The 16,684-nt window shown below is 71.3% G+C and carries 20 protein-coding genes; 7 read left to right on the forward strand and 13 right to left on the reverse strand.

Going from position 1 to position 16,684, the window contains the following annotated elements; all coding sequences use genetic code 11:
• Positions 1–54: 54 nt before the first annotated feature.
• Positions 55–669 carry a hypothetical protein gene (locus Pme01_RS27490; RefSeq protein ID WP_168117423.1) on the reverse strand — a complete coding sequence of 205 codons (615 nt, stop codon included), beginning with the start codon at positions 667–669 and terminating at the stop codon, positions 55–57.
• Between the two features lie 177 nt (positions 670–846).
• Positions 847–1,428, reverse strand: coding sequence for a hypothetical protein (locus Pme01_RS27495; protein WP_168117422.1), 582 nt, complete (start codon positions 1,426–1,428; stop codon positions 847–849).
• Positions 1,429–1,618: 190 nt separating this feature from the next.
• Between Pme01_RS27495 and Pme01_RS27500 the strand changes: the two genes are divergently transcribed.
• Positions 1,619–2,131 (forward strand): SigE family RNA polymerase sigma factor, encoded by a 513-nt coding sequence (locus Pme01_RS27500; RefSeq protein WP_168117421.1) that lies wholly within the window; start codon positions 1,619–1,621, stop codon positions 2,129–2,131.
• Positions 2,132–2,204: 73 nt separating this feature from the next.
• On the opposite strand, the gene Pme01_RS27505 is transcribed toward Pme01_RS27500, so the two are convergent.
• From Pme01_RS27505 to Pme01_RS27555, 11 genes are all read right to left on the reverse strand, one after another.
• A complete protein-coding gene (locus tag Pme01_RS27505; protein ID WP_168117420.1) occupies positions 2,205–2,555 on the reverse strand; it encodes a hypothetical protein in 351 nt (116 codons plus the stop codon).
• Positions 2,552–2,830, reverse strand: a complete 279-nt coding sequence (locus tag Pme01_RS27510) for a hypothetical protein (RefSeq protein WP_168117419.1) — start codon at positions 2,828–2,830, stop codon at positions 2,552–2,554. Before Pme01_RS27510 ends, Pme01_RS27505 begins: the two co-directional genes overlap by 4 nt.
• A gap of 124 nt (positions 2,831–2,954) precedes the next feature.
• Positions 2,955–3,740 carry an IclR family transcriptional regulator domain-containing protein gene (locus Pme01_RS27515; RefSeq protein ID WP_168117418.1) on the reverse strand — a complete coding sequence of 262 codons (786 nt, stop codon included), beginning with the start codon at positions 3,738–3,740 and terminating at the stop codon, positions 2,955–2,957.
• Positions 3,737–4,117, reverse strand: coding sequence for a 4-carboxymuconolactone decarboxylase (gene pcaC, locus Pme01_RS27520; protein ID WP_168117417.1), 381 nt, complete (start codon positions 4,115–4,117; stop codon positions 3,737–3,739). The genes Pme01_RS27515 and pcaC overlap by 4 nt, the downstream gene beginning before the upstream one ends.
• 56 nt (positions 4,118–4,173) lie before the next feature.
• Positions 4,174–4,938 (reverse strand): 3-oxoadipate enol-lactonase, encoded by a 765-nt coding sequence (gene pcaD, locus Pme01_RS27525; protein ID WP_168117416.1) that lies wholly within the window; start codon positions 4,936–4,938, stop codon positions 4,174–4,176.
• Complete coding sequence (pcaB, locus tag Pme01_RS27530; RefSeq protein WP_239088501.1) at positions 4,935–6,251, reverse strand: 3-carboxy-cis,cis-muconate cycloisomerase; 1,317 nt, start codon at positions 6,249–6,251, stop codon at positions 4,935–4,937. The genes pcaD and pcaB overlap by 4 nt, the downstream gene beginning before the upstream one ends.
• A 34-nt stretch (positions 6,252–6,285) precedes the next feature.
• Positions 6,286–6,867 carry a protocatechuate 3,4-dioxygenase subunit alpha gene (gene pcaG, locus Pme01_RS27535; protein WP_168117414.1) on the reverse strand — a complete coding sequence of 194 codons (582 nt, stop codon included), beginning with the start codon at positions 6,865–6,867 and terminating at the stop codon, positions 6,286–6,288.
• Entirely contained in the window at positions 6,851–7,600 is a 750-nt protein-coding gene (gene pcaH / locus Pme01_RS27540) for a protocatechuate 3,4-dioxygenase subunit beta (RefSeq protein ID WP_239088502.1), read from the reverse strand. Before pcaH ends, pcaG begins: the two co-directional genes overlap by 17 nt.
• An 11-nt stretch (positions 7,601–7,611) precedes the next feature.
• Complete coding sequence (locus Pme01_RS27545; protein ID WP_168117413.1) at positions 7,612–8,793, reverse strand: thiolase family protein; 1,182 nt, start codon at positions 8,791–8,793, stop codon at positions 7,612–7,614.
• Entirely contained in the window at positions 8,790–9,572 is a 783-nt protein-coding gene (locus tag Pme01_RS27550) for a CoA-transferase subunit beta (protein WP_168117412.1), read from the reverse strand. The genes Pme01_RS27545 and Pme01_RS27550 overlap by 4 nt, the downstream gene beginning before the upstream one ends.
• A gap of 18 nt (positions 9,573–9,590) precedes the next feature.
• On the reverse strand, positions 9,591–10,409 hold the full coding sequence (locus tag Pme01_RS27555; protein WP_168117411.1) for a CoA transferase subunit A: 819 nt from the start codon (positions 10,407–10,409) through the stop codon (positions 9,591–9,593).
• Positions 10,410–10,883: 474 nt separating this feature from the next.
• Here Pme01_RS27555 and Pme01_RS27560 point away from each other — a divergent pair, with 474 nt between their 5' ends.
• The 6 genes from Pme01_RS27560 to Pme01_RS27585 form a co-directional block, all read left to right on the forward strand.
• Positions 10,884–11,921: a serine/threonine-protein kinase gene (locus Pme01_RS27560; RefSeq protein WP_168117410.1), complete on the forward strand. Its 1,038-nt coding sequence runs from the start codon at positions 10,884–10,886 to the stop codon at positions 11,919–11,921.
• 162 nt (positions 11,922–12,083) lie between these two features.
• The gene (locus Pme01_RS27565) at positions 12,084–12,731 is read left to right on the forward strand and encodes a phosphoribosyltransferase (protein WP_168117409.1); all 648 of its coding nucleotides are present in this window, start codon (positions 12,084–12,086) and stop codon (positions 12,729–12,731) included.
• A 2-nt stretch (positions 12,732–12,733) separates the two neighbouring features.
• Positions 12,734–14,101 carry a nicotinate phosphoribosyltransferase gene (locus Pme01_RS27570; protein WP_168117457.1) on the forward strand — a complete coding sequence of 456 codons (1,368 nt, stop codon included), beginning with the start codon at positions 12,734–12,736 and terminating at the stop codon, positions 14,099–14,101.
• A 23-nt stretch (positions 14,102–14,124) separates the two neighbouring features.
• Positions 14,125–14,940: a universal stress protein gene (locus Pme01_RS27575; protein WP_168117408.1), complete on the forward strand. Its 816-nt coding sequence runs from the start codon at positions 14,125–14,127 to the stop codon at positions 14,938–14,940.
• Between the two features lie 248 nt (positions 14,941–15,188).
• Complete coding sequence (gene trpS / locus Pme01_RS27580; protein WP_239088503.1) at positions 15,189–16,256, forward strand: tryptophan--tRNA ligase; 1,068 nt, start codon at positions 15,189–15,191, stop codon at positions 16,254–16,256.
• Between the two features lie 195 nt (positions 16,257–16,451).
• Positions 16,452–16,684 (forward strand): helix-turn-helix domain-containing protein (locus Pme01_RS27585; protein WP_203935912.1); only part of this gene is annotated, 233 nt, incomplete at its 3' end.

The raw sequence follows: 16,684 nt of genomic DNA on the forward strand, positions 1-16,684 counted from the left end.
CCTCGGCTTGTCGCACCGTGGCGGGCTGCACGACGGCGGTCGCACCGGGAGCTCTCAGGCGAGTTCACCTAGGACCGGCCGTAGAACGTCTCCCAGCGTCGCCGGGTCGGCGCGGAGCGCCTCGCTGACAAGCACCTGGTGCTCGTCTGGCCGGTGGGTCCAGGTGCCCGCCACCGGGAGGGTCGTGATAGTCAGATCGAACGGACGGGCGGGGCGGCCGAGCGTCTCGACCACGGCGGCAACGATACGGCCCACCGCGAGGCGGTCGTTGCGGGCACGGTCGGCACGGGCGACGACCTGCTCGATCTGGTCACGCTTACGCTGGTCGGCCCACGCGAAGGCGGACCGCCACACCTCCTCCGACCAGCCGCCGAAGGCCGTGCCCGACGCCGCCCATCGAAGGCGGGCACGAGGATCATCACGCGGAGTGACGGCCGTCCGGTCCCGCAGGAGCGTCGACCACCAGGAACGCCAGGCCCGCCCGGCCGTGGAGGGGTCGATCGAGTCTCGCAGCTCGCGGTCGGTCGGGACGGCCGGCGATAGAGCCGGAGGATCGGCGGCGTGGTCACGGTCTCGTAGTCCCGCAACGTCGCGAATGAAAAGGGCGGCCGTAAGATCCCACCCCTCATCCTCCGCGATCCGCCAACTTGGCACCTGATCGAATCGCACGATGATCCCCTTTGTCGCCGCGCGGATTGAGATGGCACATGTCAGAATAGCGACGGCAAAAATTTACCACAGCATCAGATGCGGGGTACGTGTGCCGGGCGGACCACATGGTTCGCCCGGCACAATTAACTTTCGATTAGCCGTCGTTTCATTCGCTTACTCAGTGCTGGATACCGGTCAGTACAAATTCGTTGACTGCCACGGTCCGAGCGTGTTACACGTCCTGCCATCCGCCAGGTACGCATGACCGTTAGTGACCTGCGCCCACGAGTATCCCGTGGTTCCGTGGCTCGTCGTCCACGTGTCGTCCCAGCTGTAACCGACATGCGGGCCGCCCCACGGCTTCGAGCCGACGCCGATATTGTCGGTCACCGCTACGGTCCAGTCATAGGCGAACATCGGCGCCGCGGTGGTCAGGTCGAAACCCGTGTAGACCTGTGCCTTGCGACCGCCCTGAGCAGCGTAGTAGAGGAACGACGTGCCGCAGTTGCCGGTCACGACAGGGTTGTCCATGGTGGTGACCACCGGCTCCTGCGTGATCGGATGGTTGGCCACCTTGACCGTGTCCAGCTTGCCGTCCTTGACGATTACCTTGTACCCGTTCCGGTTCGCGACCTGCTGGTCGATGCCGGTGACGACGAGCTGGGCCTGGAAGGTCTCGGCGGTCGTCGGAGCGGCGGACGCCGCCGCAGCCGGAATGAGCGCCGTCGCTCCGACGACCGCCGCAGTGGCCGCGATCTTCAGCGTTCTGTGCAGCATGCTTTCATCCTCCGATTGGATCGGCTGTGGCACTTCATAGAGCAACACGCGCCGAGCCCCGCCAAATGCTGCACGCCACATCAATTTTCAGACTCTGCAATCCGAGTCTCATCTGTCCTGTCTTGGCATGAATCACTGACGCCCCTCGATTGACTTACTTGTTTAGATTGCGTCGAGGCGTCTACGACATTTGGCGGCCAATCTCACGGGGGATGTGTTGAACGGCCATCGATACGATCATGAATTCGAGACGTACGCGCGTGGCAGCCGGGCGCGGCTGCACCGGGTGGCCTACCGGATGTGCGGCGACTGGCATCAGGCGGAAGACCTGACGCAGCTCACCCTGCAGAAGGTGTACGAGCAGTGGGACAGGTTGACGCAACACGATCAACTGAACGCCTACAGCCACAAGGTCCTGCTGCGCGTCTACCTGAGCGAGCATCGGCGCCTGCGCTGGTCACGTGAGGTGCTGACGCGGGTGAACGTGCCGGAGCCGGCCGCCTGGGATGACCCGGCGGACGACCGGGTCACCCTGCTCGCGGCCGTCAACCGCCTGGGGCGAAGCCAGCGGAGGATCATCATGCTGCGGTTCTGGCTCGACTGCAGCGTCGAGCAGACCGCCCGCTTGCTCGACTGCTCGGTCGGCACGGTCACCGGCCAGACCACCCGGGCGCTCAGGACCTTGCGGAACTCGCTGAGTTAGCCACCGTGGTCGGCCGGCGCGCCAATTGATCGCCAAGGTACTGGCAAGCCTGTGAACCCAGTCGGATGACGGACTAGGCGGCTCTCCCCTGTCGCTGCCCGAGTAGCTGCTGCGCCCGCTCGGCGGCGGTGTGCAGCCGCGCCACGGCACTGGCCAGCTCCGCCGCCGGGTCCTGCTCGGTACCCTCGTCGCGCGCCAGGCCCTCCTCGATCCACCGGCGCACGGTCTTGCTCCAGTCGCTGCCCATCTTCTCGGCCACGGTCTCGATGCGGGCCACCATCGACATCGGCACCCGCACCGACTTGCCGACCATGACCTCCTCGCTGACCTCGAACCGCTCGTCGGTCACGCGCGCCTTGCCGAAGTGGGAGTCGTCCAGCGGCTGCCCGGAGCGGGCCTGTTCCATCAGCTCCCGTGCCCTCATCGCAGCTCACCCTCCCGCGCGTTGTGCCACCGCGCCTTGCCGTCCATGCCGGCATCGAACGCGCCGATCACCTCGTACCAGTCCGCGTCGGCCCGGACCAGCCAGACCTCGACCAGACGACCGGTCACGTCGGTGATGACCCGCCATCCGTCGCCGCCCTCGAGGGGCAGAAGAAGACGCCGACCTTCCGCACCCACGGCCTGGTTGACCTCGGTGGGCGGCACGCCCATCTCCTCGACCAGGCGCATCGCGTCGCGGGACCAGACGATCATCATGGTAGCACTGTATGACGCGCGTATGACATTCTCATTCACGCAGGTCAGTGCCGGCGTCCGCCGCGATTGCCGGTCGGGAGGCGGGTGCGGCAGTCGGGAGACGCGACCCGGGACGCGGGCAGGGCTAGATCGACGCAGGCAGCCGCAGGTCCTGCTCGATCAGGCGCGCCGTGTCGAGCAGCGGCGGCAGGAGTTCCCGGCACACGTCCTCGGCAGGACCCCGGCTCGCGTGCACCGAGACGTTGACCGCCGCCGCGACCCGGCCGTCACCACCCCGGACCGGTACCGCGATCGAGCGCAGCCCCTCCTCCAGCTCCTGGTCGATCAGCGCCCAGCCCTGCCGGCGCACCCGCGCCAGTTCGGCACGCAGGCGTCCCGGCTCGGTGATGGTGCGCGCGGTCCTCGCCGGCAGCGTCGACGAGGACAGGTACCCGTCGAGCCACTCGTCGGACTGGCCTGCCAGCAGGACCCGCCCCATGGCGGTGGCGTACGCCGGGAACCGGGTACCGACACTGATCGCGATCCGCATGATGCGCTTGGTCGGCACCCGGGCGACGTAGACGATGTCGTCGCCGTCGAGCACGCACATCGAGCACGACTCGTGGACAGCCGCCACGAGCTGCTCCATGTGCGGCAGCGCGACCTCGGGCAGCGACAGGCTGGACAGGTACGAGTACCCGAGCTCCAGGATCCTGGGGCGCAGCGAGAACCGGCGCCCGTCGGTACGCGCGTAGCCGAGCTGGACCAGCGTGTGCAGGAACCGCCGCGCCGCGGCTCGGGTGAGGCCGGTCGCCGTGGCCACCTCGCTGAGCGTCAACTCCGGGTTGTCGGCGTTGAAAACGCGGATCACCGCGAGTCCCCGCTCCATCGACTGGACGAAGTCCGAGTCGCGGACCGGGGCCTCTGTCACGGAGCGTCCGGGATGTCGGCGAGCACCCGCTGCGCCACCGCGAAGGCGGTGTTCGCGGCCGGCACCCCGGCGTAGATCGCGACCTGGAGCAGGACCTCTTTGATCTCGTCGCGGGTCAGCCCGTTGCGCAGCGCCGCCTTCACGTGCATCGCCAGCTCGTTCTCGTGGCCCAGCGCCGCGAGGATCGACAGCGTGATGCAGCTGCGGGTGCGCCGGTCCAGGCCGTCGCGGGTCCAGATCTCACCCCAGGCGTACCGGGTGATGAGGTCCTGGAAGTCCGCGGTGAACCCGTCGGTGCGCGCGATGGCCCGGTCGACGTGCTCGTCGCCGAGGACCGCCCGGCGCACCGTCATGCCGTCGCTGTACGTGTCGGACATCCCGCTCTCCCGTCAGTTGCTCAGTTACTGAAAGGCGCTCAGTTGCTGAAATGCGCTCAGTTGCTGAAATGCTCAGTGAGCAGCCGGTTGACCTCGGCCGCCTGCTCGACGCTGGCCAGGTGCGCCCCCGGCTCCACGACCGCGAGCCGCGCCTCCGGCACCCCGGCGACGATCGTCTCGCTGTGCGCCACGGGTGTCGCCGGGTCGTCGGCGCCCGCGATCACCAGGGTCGGCGCGCCGATCCGCGAAAGTACCGGCCGCAGGTCCATCGCCGCGATCGCCTCGCAGCAGCCGGCGTACCCCTCCGCCGGTACCTCCGTGAGCCCCTTGACCAGGTCCCGCACGGTGTCCGGCTGGGCCGTGGCGAACGGCGGGGTGAACCAGCGGGTCGCCACCGACTCGGCCACGCCCGCGGTGCCGCCCTCGCGTACCAGCCGGGCCCGCTCCAGCCAGCCGTCGGCCGGGGGCAGGTACGCCGAGGTGCACAGCAGCGCCAGCCGGTCGATGCGCTCCGGCGCGTGCGCGGCGAGCCACATACCGATCATCCCGCCGAGCGAGAGCCCGGCGTACGACACCCGGTCGGCGCCGACCTCATCCAGCAGGGCCAGCACGTCGGCGCCCAGCTCGTCGAGGGTGTACGGGCCGGTGGGCACCTCGGAGGCGCCGTGCCCGCGGTGGTCGAAGGCCAGGACGCGCCAGCGGCCGGCCAGCTCGGCCACCTGCGGGCGCCACATCGCCCGCGTCGTGCCGAGGGAACCGCCGAGAACCAGGAGCGGGGCGTCCTCCGGCCCGCTCAACTCGTACCCGAGACGGGCCGTCATGAGGTTTCCTTCCAGGAGAAGTGCGCCCGCAGCGCGCGGTCGACGAACACCTCGGCGGCGCCGAGGTACGAGGCCGGCTCGAGCGCGGCGTCCAATTCGTCGCTGCCGACCGCGGCCCGAACCTCGGGGTCGTCCAGCAGCGCGTCGCGCAAGGTACCGCCGGACTCACGGGCCAGCTTCGAGGCGGCCGTGACGGCGGCCCGGGCCCGCTCGCGGCCCATCGCGCCGGCCAGCCGCCCGACCGCGCTCTCGGCCATCGTCAGCCCGCCACCCGCGTCCAGGTTGGCCCGCATCCGTACCGGATCCACCCGCAGGTCGGCCAGGAGCGCCCGGGTGTGGCCGGCGGCACCCCCGGTCAGCCGGAGCAGCTCGGTGACGGTCTCCCACTCGGCCTGCCACCGCCCGGCGGCCCGCTGGGCCTCCTGCGGCAGCGCGGCGAAGACGGTCGCCACCAGGCCCGGTACCCGGTGCGCGCACGCGTTGACCAGGACCGAGCGGGCCGGGTTGCGCTTGTGCGGCATGGCCGACGACCCGCCGCCAGTGCCCTCGGCCACCTCCGCGACCTCGGTCTGCGACAGCAGCGTGACGTCGAGCGCGACCGTACCGAGGGCGCCGGCCACCACGCCGAGCGCCGCGGCCAGTTCGGCGACGCGCCCGCGCGCGGTGTGCCACGGCAGCGTGGGCGTGGCCAGGCCCAGTTCGTCGGCGAGCAGGTCGGCTACCCGGGGGCCGTGCTCGCCGAGCGAGGCGAGGGTGCCGACCGCGCCGCCGAGCTGGACCGCCAGCCGCTCGGCGCGGACCCGGGCGAGGCCGGTACGGGCCTCGTCCAGGGCGACGAGCCAGCCGGCGCAGACCACGCCGAACGTGGTGGGCAGCGCCTGCTGGAGCAGGGTCCGTCCGATCTGGACGGTGTGGCGGTGCTCGTCGGCGAGGGCCGCGAGCCGGTCCGCGCAGGCGGCGAGGTGGGACTCGATCACCGCCGACGCGCGCTTGGCGACCAGGGACATCGCGCTGTCGACGATGTCCTGGCTGGTGGCGCCGGCGTGCACGTAGTTGCGCGCCTCGCCGCCGACCAGCCCGCGCAGGTCCTCGACGAGCGGGATGACCACGGTGGCCGAGCCGACGGCCCGGCGGGCCAGGTCGGCCGGGTCGAACCGGTCGGCGACGCAGGCCGCCGTGATCGCCTCGGCGGCGGCCTGCGGTACCAGCCCGGCCCGTGCCTCGGCGCGGGCGAGCCCGGCCTCGACGTCCAGCAGCGCCTGCAGCCAGGCCCGGTCGCCGGTCGCCGCGTCCACGCCGGGATCACCGAACATGGGCCCAAAAAGCGAACCGCCAGACAGCGAGCCGTCAGACATCGAAGAAGACGGTCTCGTTCTCGCCCTGCAGGCGGATCTCGAGGTGGTACCCGTCGGGGGTCGCCTCGGCGATGAGGGTGGCCCGCCGGTCGGGATCGACGGCGTTCAGGACCGGGTCGGCCGCGTTCGCCTCCGCCTCGTCCGGGAAGTACAGCCGGGTCACGACGCGGTCGAGCAGGCCGCGCGCGAAGACCGACACGTTGAGGTGCGGCGCCTCGGTGTCGCCGTCCGGGGTGGGCAGCGGGCCCGGCTTGACGGTGACGATGCGGAAACTGCCGTCGGCGTCGGTGTTGCAGCGGCCGAAGCCGCGGAAGCCCGGCAGCTGGGACTCCACGGCACCACGCGGGTCGTCGGCGTGGGCGAACCGGCCGTCGGGGTCGGCCTGCCAGGTCTCGACGAGCCCGTCGGTCACCAGCTGGCCCTGGCCGTCGTACACCCGGCCGGTGACCAGAATGCTGCCCGGCGTATCTTCGGGCACCACGTACGGGCCGTCTTCCCAGGTCAGGCCGATGGACAGGTACGGGCCGACGGTCTGGGACGGGGTCAGGCCCAGGCGCTCACTCGTCGTCGTCATCGTGAGGGTCCTCCATCGGGGTAGCGTCCGAACCGCGCAGCACGATGTCGAACTCGTACGCCAGCGCCCACTCCGGCTCCGTCGTCTCCATGTCGAAGCGGGAGATGAGCCGGTTGCGCGCCTTCTCGTCGCGTACCGTGATCAGCATCGGGTCGTACTGGTGCAGCGGGTCGTCCGGGAAGTACATCTGGGTGACCAGGCGCTGCGTGAACGCCCGCCCGAACAGCGAGAAGTGGATGTGCGCCGGACGCCAGGCGTTGTGGTGGTTCTTCCACGGGTACGCACCGGGCCTGACGGTGGTGAACCGGTAGCGGCCCAGGGAGTCGGTGACCGTGCGGCCGACGCCGGTGAAGTTGGGGTCCAGCGGCCCCGGCCAGTCGTCGACCACGTGCTTGTACCGGCCGGACGCGTTGGCCTGCCAGATCTCCAGCAGGGTGTCGGGGACCGGGCGGCCGTCGCTGTCGAGCACCCGCCCGTGCACGATGATCCGCTGCCCGACCGGCTCGCCGTCGTGCTGGCGGGTGAGGTCGTTGTCGGTCTCGGAGATCCGGTCCGAGCCCAGCAGCGGGCCGGTGATCTCGGTGAGGTTGTGCGGCAGCAGGACCAGCGGCTTCGACGGCGCGCGCAGCACGGTCGAGCGGTACTCCGGGCTGAGCAGCTCGGGGTGTACACCGAGCGGGCGCTCGTAGCGCGGCAACAGCAGGCCGCTGGGTGTTCTCACGGACTCGGTCACGTGGCGCTCCCTTACGCTTCCAGCACGACGGCCAGGCCCTGGCCGACGCCGATACAGATGGCAGCGAGGCCCCAGCCTCCGCCGCGGCGGTGCAGTTCCCAGGCAAGTGAGCCTAGGATGCGGGCTCCGGAGCAGCCCAGCGGGTGTCCGATCGCGATCGCGCCGCCGTTGACGTTGACGATGGCCGGGTCCAGGTCGGGCCACTCGGCCAGGCAGGCCAGGGACTGCGCGGCGAACGCCTCGTTGAGCTCGACGACCGACAGGTCGCCCCAGCCGATGCCGGCGCGGGCCAGCGCGGTACGGGCCGCCTCGACCGGGCCGATGCCGAACAGGTGCGGGTCGACGCCGGAGACCGCGCGGGCGGCGATGCGGGCCAGCGGGGCGCGGCCGAGTGAGTCGGCGGTGGCCCGGTCGGCCAGCAGCAGCGCCGCGGCGCCGTCGTTGAGCGGCGACGCGTTGCCGGCGGTGACCGTACCGTCGGGGCGGAACACCGGCTTGAGCTTGGCCAGCCCGGCGAGCGTGCTGTCGGCCCGGATCGACTCGTCACGGGACAGGTCGGCGCCGGGGACGTCGATCACCTCGTCGGCGAAGCGCCCGGCCTCCCAGGCCGCCGCCGCGTTCTGGTGGCTGCGCAGCGCGAAGGCGTCCTGCGCCTCCCTGCCGATGCCGTACTTGTCAGCGAGGATCTCCGCGCCCTCCCCCAGCGCGACGGTCCACTCCGACGGCATGTTGGGGTTGACCATCCGCCAGCCGAGCGTGGTCGAGTGCAGCGTCTCGTGCCCGCGCGGGTACCCGCGCTCGGGCTTGAGCATCACCCACGGCGCCCGGCTCATCGACTCCACGCCGCCGGCGATGCACAGCGACGCGTCGCCGACCGCGATGGCCCGGTTCGCGCCGATGACGGCTTCGAGGCCGGAGCCGCACAGCCGGTTGACGGTCGCACCCGGCACCGACGTGGGCAGCCCGGCCAGCAGGCCGGCCATCCGGGCGACGTCGCGGTTGTCCTCGCCGGCGCCGTTGGCGTCGCCGAGCACGATGTCGTCGATGCGGGCCGGGTCGAGGTCGGGGGTCCGGTCGACCAGCGCCCGTACCGCGGTCGCCGCCAGGTCGTCGGGGCGCTGGTCGGCGAGCGCGCCGCCGTACCGGCCGATCGGGGTACGGACGGCGTCCAGGATGAACACGTCCTGGCTCATCGCTTGCCCCCCTTGGTCTTCTCGAGTTCGCGCAGGATGGTCAGCTCCGCAGGCGTAGGCGGCTCGGTGGTGCCCAGGTCGTCGGCGACCGCGATCTCCCAGCCGGTCGCCTCGCGTACCTGCTCGACGGTCACGCCGGGGTGCAGGCGGGTGAGGGTCAGCTCGCAGCTGACCGGGTCGGGCTCCATCACGCCGAGGTCGGTGATGACGGTACGGGGACCGCCGCCGCGTAGCCCGTACCGCTCCCGGTCACCGGGGCCGGCGCCGAAGCCGACGCTGGTGACGAAGTCGACCCGGTCGACGAAGGTGCGCTTGCTCTGCCGGACCACCACGATCACCTCGCGGCAGGAGGCGGCGATCTCCGGAGCCCCGCCCGCGCCGGGCAGCCGTACCTTCGGGTTGGCGTAGTCGCCACCGATCACGGTGGTGTTGATGTTGCCGTACCGGTCGAGCTGTGCCGCGCCGAGGAAGCCGACGTCGATGCGGCCCGGCTGCAGCCAGTAGTTGAAGATCTCGGGCACGCTCACCACCGAGTCGGCGGTGTCGGCCAGGATCCCGTCACCGATGGACAGCGGCAGGTAGTCGGGCTTGGCGCCGATGGTGCCGGACTCGTAGACCAGCACCAGCCCGGGCGCGGTCGTACGGCGGGCCAGGTTGGCGGCGGTGCTGGGCAGTCCGATACCGACGAAGCAGACGGCGCCGTCGCGCAGGGCGCGCGAGGCCGCCACCGTCATCATCTCGTCGGCGCTCCAGTCCGGAGCGGCGGTAACCTCGGTCATCTCTCTCCGTTCTCCGGATCAGGCCGACGCGGCCGTGGCGAAGACCGACTCGTCCAGCCACCGCTGGAAGCTGTCGCGGTCCCGGCTGATGGCGTCCCACGCCTGGTAGTACTCGTTGTCGCGCACCGAGTAGCCCTGGGCGTACGACGGGTGGGCACCGTTCGGCGCGACCGACACCTTGGTGACGACCCACGACGGCAGCACCACCGCACCCGGCAGGGGCTCCAGGGTGTCGACCACCTCTTCGACCGTCACCAGGCTGCGACTGGACGCGAGCACGGCCTCCTTCTGGACGCCGGTGATGCCCCACATCTGCACGTTGCCGTCGCGGTCGGCCCGCTGGGCGTGCACGACCGCGACGTCGGGGCGCAGCGCCGGTACCGCGGTCAGCACCTCGCCGGTGAACGGGCAGGTGATCGGCTTGATGGTCTCGGTCTGCTCGGCCAGGTCGGTGCCGGTGTAGCCGCGCAGCACGGCGAACGGCAGGCCGGCGGCGCCGGCCACGTACCGGTTGGCCATGCCGGCGTGGCTGTGCTCCTCGATCTCCAGCGGCACCGGCCAGGAGTTCTGTACCGCGTCGCGGAACCGGTGCAGCGAGCCGACGCCGGGGTTGCCGCCCCAGGAGAACACCAGCTTGCGGGCGCAACCGGCACCGATGAGCTGGTCGTAGATGACGTCGGGGGTCATCCGTACCAGGGTCAGGTCACGGCGACGCTGGCGGATGATCTCGTGGCCGGCCGCGAACGGGATGAGGTGCGTGAAGCCCTCCATCGCGACGGTGTCACCGTCGCGCACGAGTTCGGACACGGCGTCGGCGAGCGGGACGATCTCAGCCATCGGCGGCACTCCGTGGGTCACGGGAACAGGGTGACGGGTCAGGGATCACCGGGACAGCGGTAGATCAACTTGTTCGCTGCGCGAACGCCCGTTCTGCTAGCGCACAATACGGCGAATTGCGCGCCTCGTCAACGCACCCGGCTCCCTGCTCGACCCCTCCGGCAGACCGGCCGGCAAGCCAGCCAGCGCGTGGCAGATGAGTAGCGAGTGGCGAGCAGGCGGCGCCGGGACATCGACCGGGTTGACCGCTGACGCGGAATGTGACGCAGCTTTGTTCGCTTCATGCACACTCGTTCGTAAGACGCACGCGTGGGGGTGTCGCTACGCCAGCAGGCGCCGTGAGCGGCAAACCGAGGGTGGCTCCGGGCGAGGCAGCGCAGCAGCAGAGCGGCACATCACGCAGCCCTGTCGTTTGTCCCACCCCTGGTCCGGGTAAACGGCCGACACAGGGATCGACGGCAAGGAGAGCGGCGGGTGCGGATGCTGGGCGGGCGCTACCAGCTCGAACAGCGCATCGGTGTGGGCGGAATGTCGGAGGTGTGGCGCGGGTACGACCGCGTGCTCGCCCGGCCGGTTGCGGTGAAGCTGCTCACTCCCGAGGCCGCCGTCCGTCATCTACCGCCCCGTCACGCGCGCGTCCGCTACACCATGGCGCCGGACCTCGTCGCGTCGGACCCTGTCGCGTCGGATCCCGTCGCCGAGGCGGCCCGCGCCGAGGCCCGCTCCGCGGCGCAGCTCATCCACCCCAACGTGGCCGGCGTCTTCGACTTCGGGAGAGCCGCGGCCGGGCCGGCCGGGCGGCCGGGGCCGTACATCGTGATGGAGCTCGTCGAGGGCGCGACGCTGGCCGAGCACCTGGCCGCGGGGCCGCTGGACTGGGACATCGCGGTACGGATCTGCGCCGAGGTCAGCGCCGGCCTGGCCGCCGCGCACAGCCACGGCATCGTGCACCGCGACATCAAGCCGGCCAACATCATGCTCACCCCGTCCGGGGTGAAGGTCCTCGACTTCGGCATCGCGACGTCGGCCGGGCAGTGCGATCAACAGCCCGACGGCACCGTACTCGGGACGCCCGCCTATCTCGCACCGGAACGGATCAGCGGCGGACCGGCGACGCCGGCCACCGACATGTACTCCGTGGGTGTGCTCCTGTACGAGTGCCTCACCGGCCGGCTGCCGTGGCCGTGCGACACCCCGACCCGGATGCTGGAGGCGCACCGGTACGGTCGCCCGGCCCCGCTGCCGGCCATCGCCGGGCTGGCGCCCGAGGCTGCCGACCTCTGTACCGACTGCCTGAACGAAGCTCCGGCGGAACGCCCGACCAGCCACGTCGCCGCGCTCGTCCTGGCCGAGGCCGTCGACGCCCGCGTCTACGTACCTCCGGTCGGCGCATCCGCACCGCCGCCGCCGACCGCCCGCGAGCACGTCGGCAGGCATCGCGCCGCGACGGAGCCCGATGCCTGGCTGTCCCGCCCGACGGAAGCCTCCCGTCGTCCCGCACCGCGTGGTTGACGCTCCCCTCGGCCGCTCGGGCCTTCACCCACGCCGCCCCCACGCCGCCGGGCGCCGTCGACCGCACCGGCGTTGGTCCCGGTTCCAGGGACCTTCTCCCCTGCTGATCTTGGGGAACCGTGGTGCAGGCTGGACCGGGACGACTGAACGGGAAGGACCGACGTGCCATTCAGCGACCGCGTCGAGGCGGGGCGACGGCTGGCGCTCGCGCTGACGCACCTGGCCGGAAGCGACGTCGTGGTCCTCGGCCTACCGCGGGGCGGTGTACCGGTCGCGTTCGAGGTCGCACGCGCCCTCGACGCGCCGCTCGACGTGATCGTCGTACGCAAGATCGGCGTGCCGTGGCAGCCCGAGCTCGCGATGGGGGCGGTGGGCGAGAACGGCGCCACCATCGTCAACACCGCCGTGGTGCAGGCCGCCCAGGTCGAGCCGAGCGAGTTGGCGGCCGCGGCCGCCGCCGCCCGGGGCGAGCTCGACCGGCGGGTCGAGCGCCTGCGCGGCGACCGGCCCCGCGTCGACCTGGCCGGCCGGACCGCGATCGTGGTCGACGACGGCATCGCCACCGGGGCGACGGCCCGTGTCGCCTGCGGAGTGGCGAGAGCGCAGGGCGCCGACCGGGTCGTCCTCGCCGTACCGGTGGGGTCGCCCCACGCCGTCGCGGCGATGGCGGACGCCGCCGACGAGGTGATCTGCGTCGAGCAGCCCGCCGGCTTCCAGGCCGTCGGCCAGTACTACGAGGACTTCAGCGCGACCACCGACGCGGACGTGACGGCGCTGCTGGCCCAGGCCGCGGCGGCGCGCGGATCATGACCATGTCGGGGCTCTACACGGACCTGTACGAGCTGCGGATGGCGGCGAGCTACCTGCGTCGCGGCCTGGTCGGGCCGGCCACCTTCAGCCTGGTGATCCGGGCGCTGCCGCCCGAGCGGGGATTCCTCGTCGCCGCCGGCCTCGCCGACGCGCTGACGTTCCTGGAGCGCTTCGACTTCGACGACGCCGAGCTGGACTACCTGCGTACCAGCCGGAGCCTGCCGGACGACGCGGTACAGGCCCTGCGTGACCTGCGGTTCACCGGCGATGTGTGGGCCGTACCCGAGGGCCGGATGGTCTTCGCCGGCGAGCCGCTGCTCGAGGTCACCGCCCCGGCCGCGGAGGCCCAGCTCGTGGAGACAGCTCTGCTCAACATCGTCACCCACCAGACCGCGATCGCGTCCAAGGCCGCCCGCTGCCGGTTGGCCGCCGGCGGCGCCGACCTGGTCGACTTCAGCTTCCGGCGTACCCACGGCCTGGAGGCGGCGATGGCCGTCGCGCGGGCCTCGGCGATCGTCGGATTCGCCGCGACGAGCAACACGGAGGCGGGCCGCCGGTACGGGCTGCGGGTCACCGGCACGATGGCGCACTCGTACGTGGAGTCGTTCCCGGACGAGCGCAGCGCCTTCGCCGCGTTCGCCACCGACTACCCCACCGACACGGTCTTCCTCGTCGACACGTACGACACCCTCGGCGGTGTACGCACCGCAATCGACGTGACCCGGCAACTGCGCCTGTCCGGCCCGATCGGGGTACGCCTCGACTCCGGCGATCTCGCCCGGCTCGCCGTCGCCGCCCGTCAACTCCTCGACCGGGAAGGGCTGACCGATGCCCGCATCGTGGCCAGCGGCGGGCTCGACGAGTACGCCATCGCCGACCTGGTCGGCTCGGGCGCGCCGATCGACGCGTACGGCGTCGGCACCAGGATGGGCGTGTCCGCCGACGCGCCGTACCTCGACAGCGCGTACAAGTTGGTCACTTTCGGCGACCGGCCGGTCATGAAGCTGTCGCCTGGAAAGGTCACCCTGCCCGGGGCCAAGCAGGTCTTTCGCGGTGCTGGCGGCGGCGCGGATGTCATCGGCCTGCGGACCGAGGTCGCGCCGCCCGGACACACCCTGCTGCTGCGCCCCGTCATGGCGGTCGGCCAACGCCTGGCCACCACCGACGAGTACGGCCCGGCGGACGATGTCGCCGCGGCGCGTCACCGGTTCGACGACGACCTGGCCCGCCTACCCGAACCGACCCGCCGGGTGTACGACCCGAGCACGCCGGAGCCGACGATCAGCCCGGCGCTGCAGCGGCTGCGCGAGGACGTACTGGGTGCGCTTCTCGACCGTCGAGCCGCCGAGCGCCTACCGGTATCGGGATGATCGTGATGCTGGGTGATCGCCATGTGGGCAGTGGATCCCGGCCCGTCGTGGTCGGCGTCGACGACTCAGCCGCCGGGCTCGCCGCGGCCCGGCTGGCCGCCGCGGAGGCCGTACTGCACCGGCGGTCACTGCGGTTACTGGCGGCCGATCCCGAGCCCGCGGTCGGTGCGATCCGGGACGACCATCCGGCGCTTCCGATCGAGCGCGAAACGGTACCCGGAGACCTGGCCGACGCGCTCGTCGAACGCTCCCGCGCCGCCCATCTCGTCGTGGTGGCCACCGGTGCTGCCGGCATCGGCTCCTCGCCGCAGGTCGCTGATCCGATCGGCGTACGGGTGGCCGCGCACGCCGGCTGCCCGGTCATCATCGACCCGGCCGGGCGCGCGGCGCTGACCGGCCCGGTCCTGCTCGGCATCGACGAGGAGGCGGAGGAGCCGACGGTCGTCGAGTACGCCTTCGCCGAGGCGCTGGTCCGGGGCGTACCGCTGTGCGGCGTACACATCTGGGCCGGGCTTCCCGGCGAGGCGCTCAGCACGCTCGACCCGTTCGCCTACGACGCCCGGGCGGCCGACGACGACGTCGATCGGCTCCTGGCCGAGGCGCTCGCCGGCTGGGCCAGCCGGTACCCGGACGTGCCGGTGCAGCGGCGCGCGGTACACAACCCGAACACCGCCCACGCCATGATCGAGCTGAGTACCGACGCCGCGCTGATGGTGGTGAGCGCCCGCCGCCACGCCGGCCTCAGCGGGATGCTGCTCGGGTCGGTCACCGGCGCCCTGATCGGGCGGGCGCGCTGCCCGCTCGCGATCGTGCCCGCGCGCTGCGTCTGGCCCGGTTGAGTTGTCTCGCCGCCGACGCCGTACCGGCCCCCGCCGCTTCAACGCGAGCAGATCGGGGATGGGGGTCGCGCCCTGCTACCGGTATGATCTGTGTCGTGCTGCACGCTTCCCGCACCTGGTGGTGGCCGTCCTTCCGGCGGCCGTGACCTGATCCTGTCTTGAGCCGCCTTCGGGCGGCTCGGCGGCGCACATACTCTGGCAGCGCGACCGTGACGGCGAAGGTGGCTCCCAACCTCCGGGAGATACCCGTGACCGTTGTCGCCGACGACTCCTTCGCTGTCGTCGCCAACCGCAGCGCCCAGCTTGAGCACGAAATCGCCGAGCATCCCGATCGATTCCGCGTATTGACCGGGGACCGGCCCACCGGCCCACTGCACCTCGGGCACTACTTCGGAACCCTCGCCAACCGGGTCCGCTTGCAACGCGCCGGTGTCGAGGTGTTCCTCGTCATCGCCGACTACCAGGTCATCACCGACCGCGACAGCGTCGGCAACCTGTCTGGCAACGTGCGAGAGCTTCTCCTTGACTACCTCGCCGCAGGCGTCGATCCGACAACCGCGACCATCTTCACCCACAGCGCGGTACCCGCCCTCAACCAGCTGATGCTGCCGTTTCTCAGCCTCGTCAGCGTCGCCGAGTTGCACCGCAACCCTACGGTCAAGGCAGAGGCCGAGGCGGCAGGCGGACGCGCGTTGAGCGGCCTGCTGTTCACCTACCCCGTCCATCAGGCCGCCGACATCCTCTTCTGCCGAGGCAACCTCGTCCCGGTCGGCAAAGACCAGCTTCCTCACGTGGAGATGACCCGGCTCATCGCCCGCCGGTTCAACGAACGCTTCGCCGCCGGAGCCGAGGTCTTCCCGGCGCCAGACGCACTGATCAGCGACGCACCGCTGCTGCTCGGCGTCGACGGGACCAAGATGAGCAAGAGCCGTGACAACGCGGTCGAGCTGCGCGACAACGAAGACCGCACGGCGCGGCTCATCCGTCGCGCCAAGACCGACGGCGAACGGACCGTCAGCTATGAACCTCACCGCCGCCCTGAAGTGGCCAGCCTGCTACTCATAGCCGCGCTGTGCACCGGACGAGCACCGCAGGACCTTGCCGAGGAGATCGGCGGCCGCGGTGCCGCCGCGCTCAAGGCCCTCGTCACCGAGGCCATCAACGAGTACCTGCGACCACTCCGGAAGCGGCGCCAAGCCATCGCCACCGACCCCGGCTATCTGCGTCAGGTCCTCCTCGAAGGCAACGCTCGTGCGAATCAGATCGCGGAACAGACCCTCCAGCAGGTCCGATCGGTCATGGACATGGCCTACTGAGTTCTCACAGCCGCAGAAGGACTCCAGGGCTACCGGGATCGTCCGTAGTGCTCCGGCCTTCAGGCCGGGGGTGAAGCGGACCTTCCCGCGTAGCGGGACAGGGTCCGTCTATCCGCCGTCAAGGCGGATAGACGTCGGGACCCCTCCCCCGGGTGTGTGAGTGTCTTGTCGTACGCCTGTGGCACGGTCACCGGTGTGCAGCTGCGTTACAACTTCCGCGTCTACCCGACGCCCCGTCAGCAGATCGAACTGGCGCGGGCGTTCGGGTGTGCGCGGGTGGTGTTCAACGACGGGCTGCGCGCACGTCGGGAAGCTCACGAGGCCGGCCTGCCCTACGTCTCGGACGCCGAGTTGTCCAGGCAGGTCATCACGCAGGCCAAACAGAGCCCGGATCGGGCCTGGCTCTGCGAGGTCTCGGCGGTGGTGCT

It is taken from the genome of Planosporangium mesophilum, from assembly GCF_016863255.1.
GTDB lineage: Bacteria > Actinomycetota > Actinomycetes > Mycobacteriales > Micromonosporaceae > Planosporangium > Planosporangium mesophilum.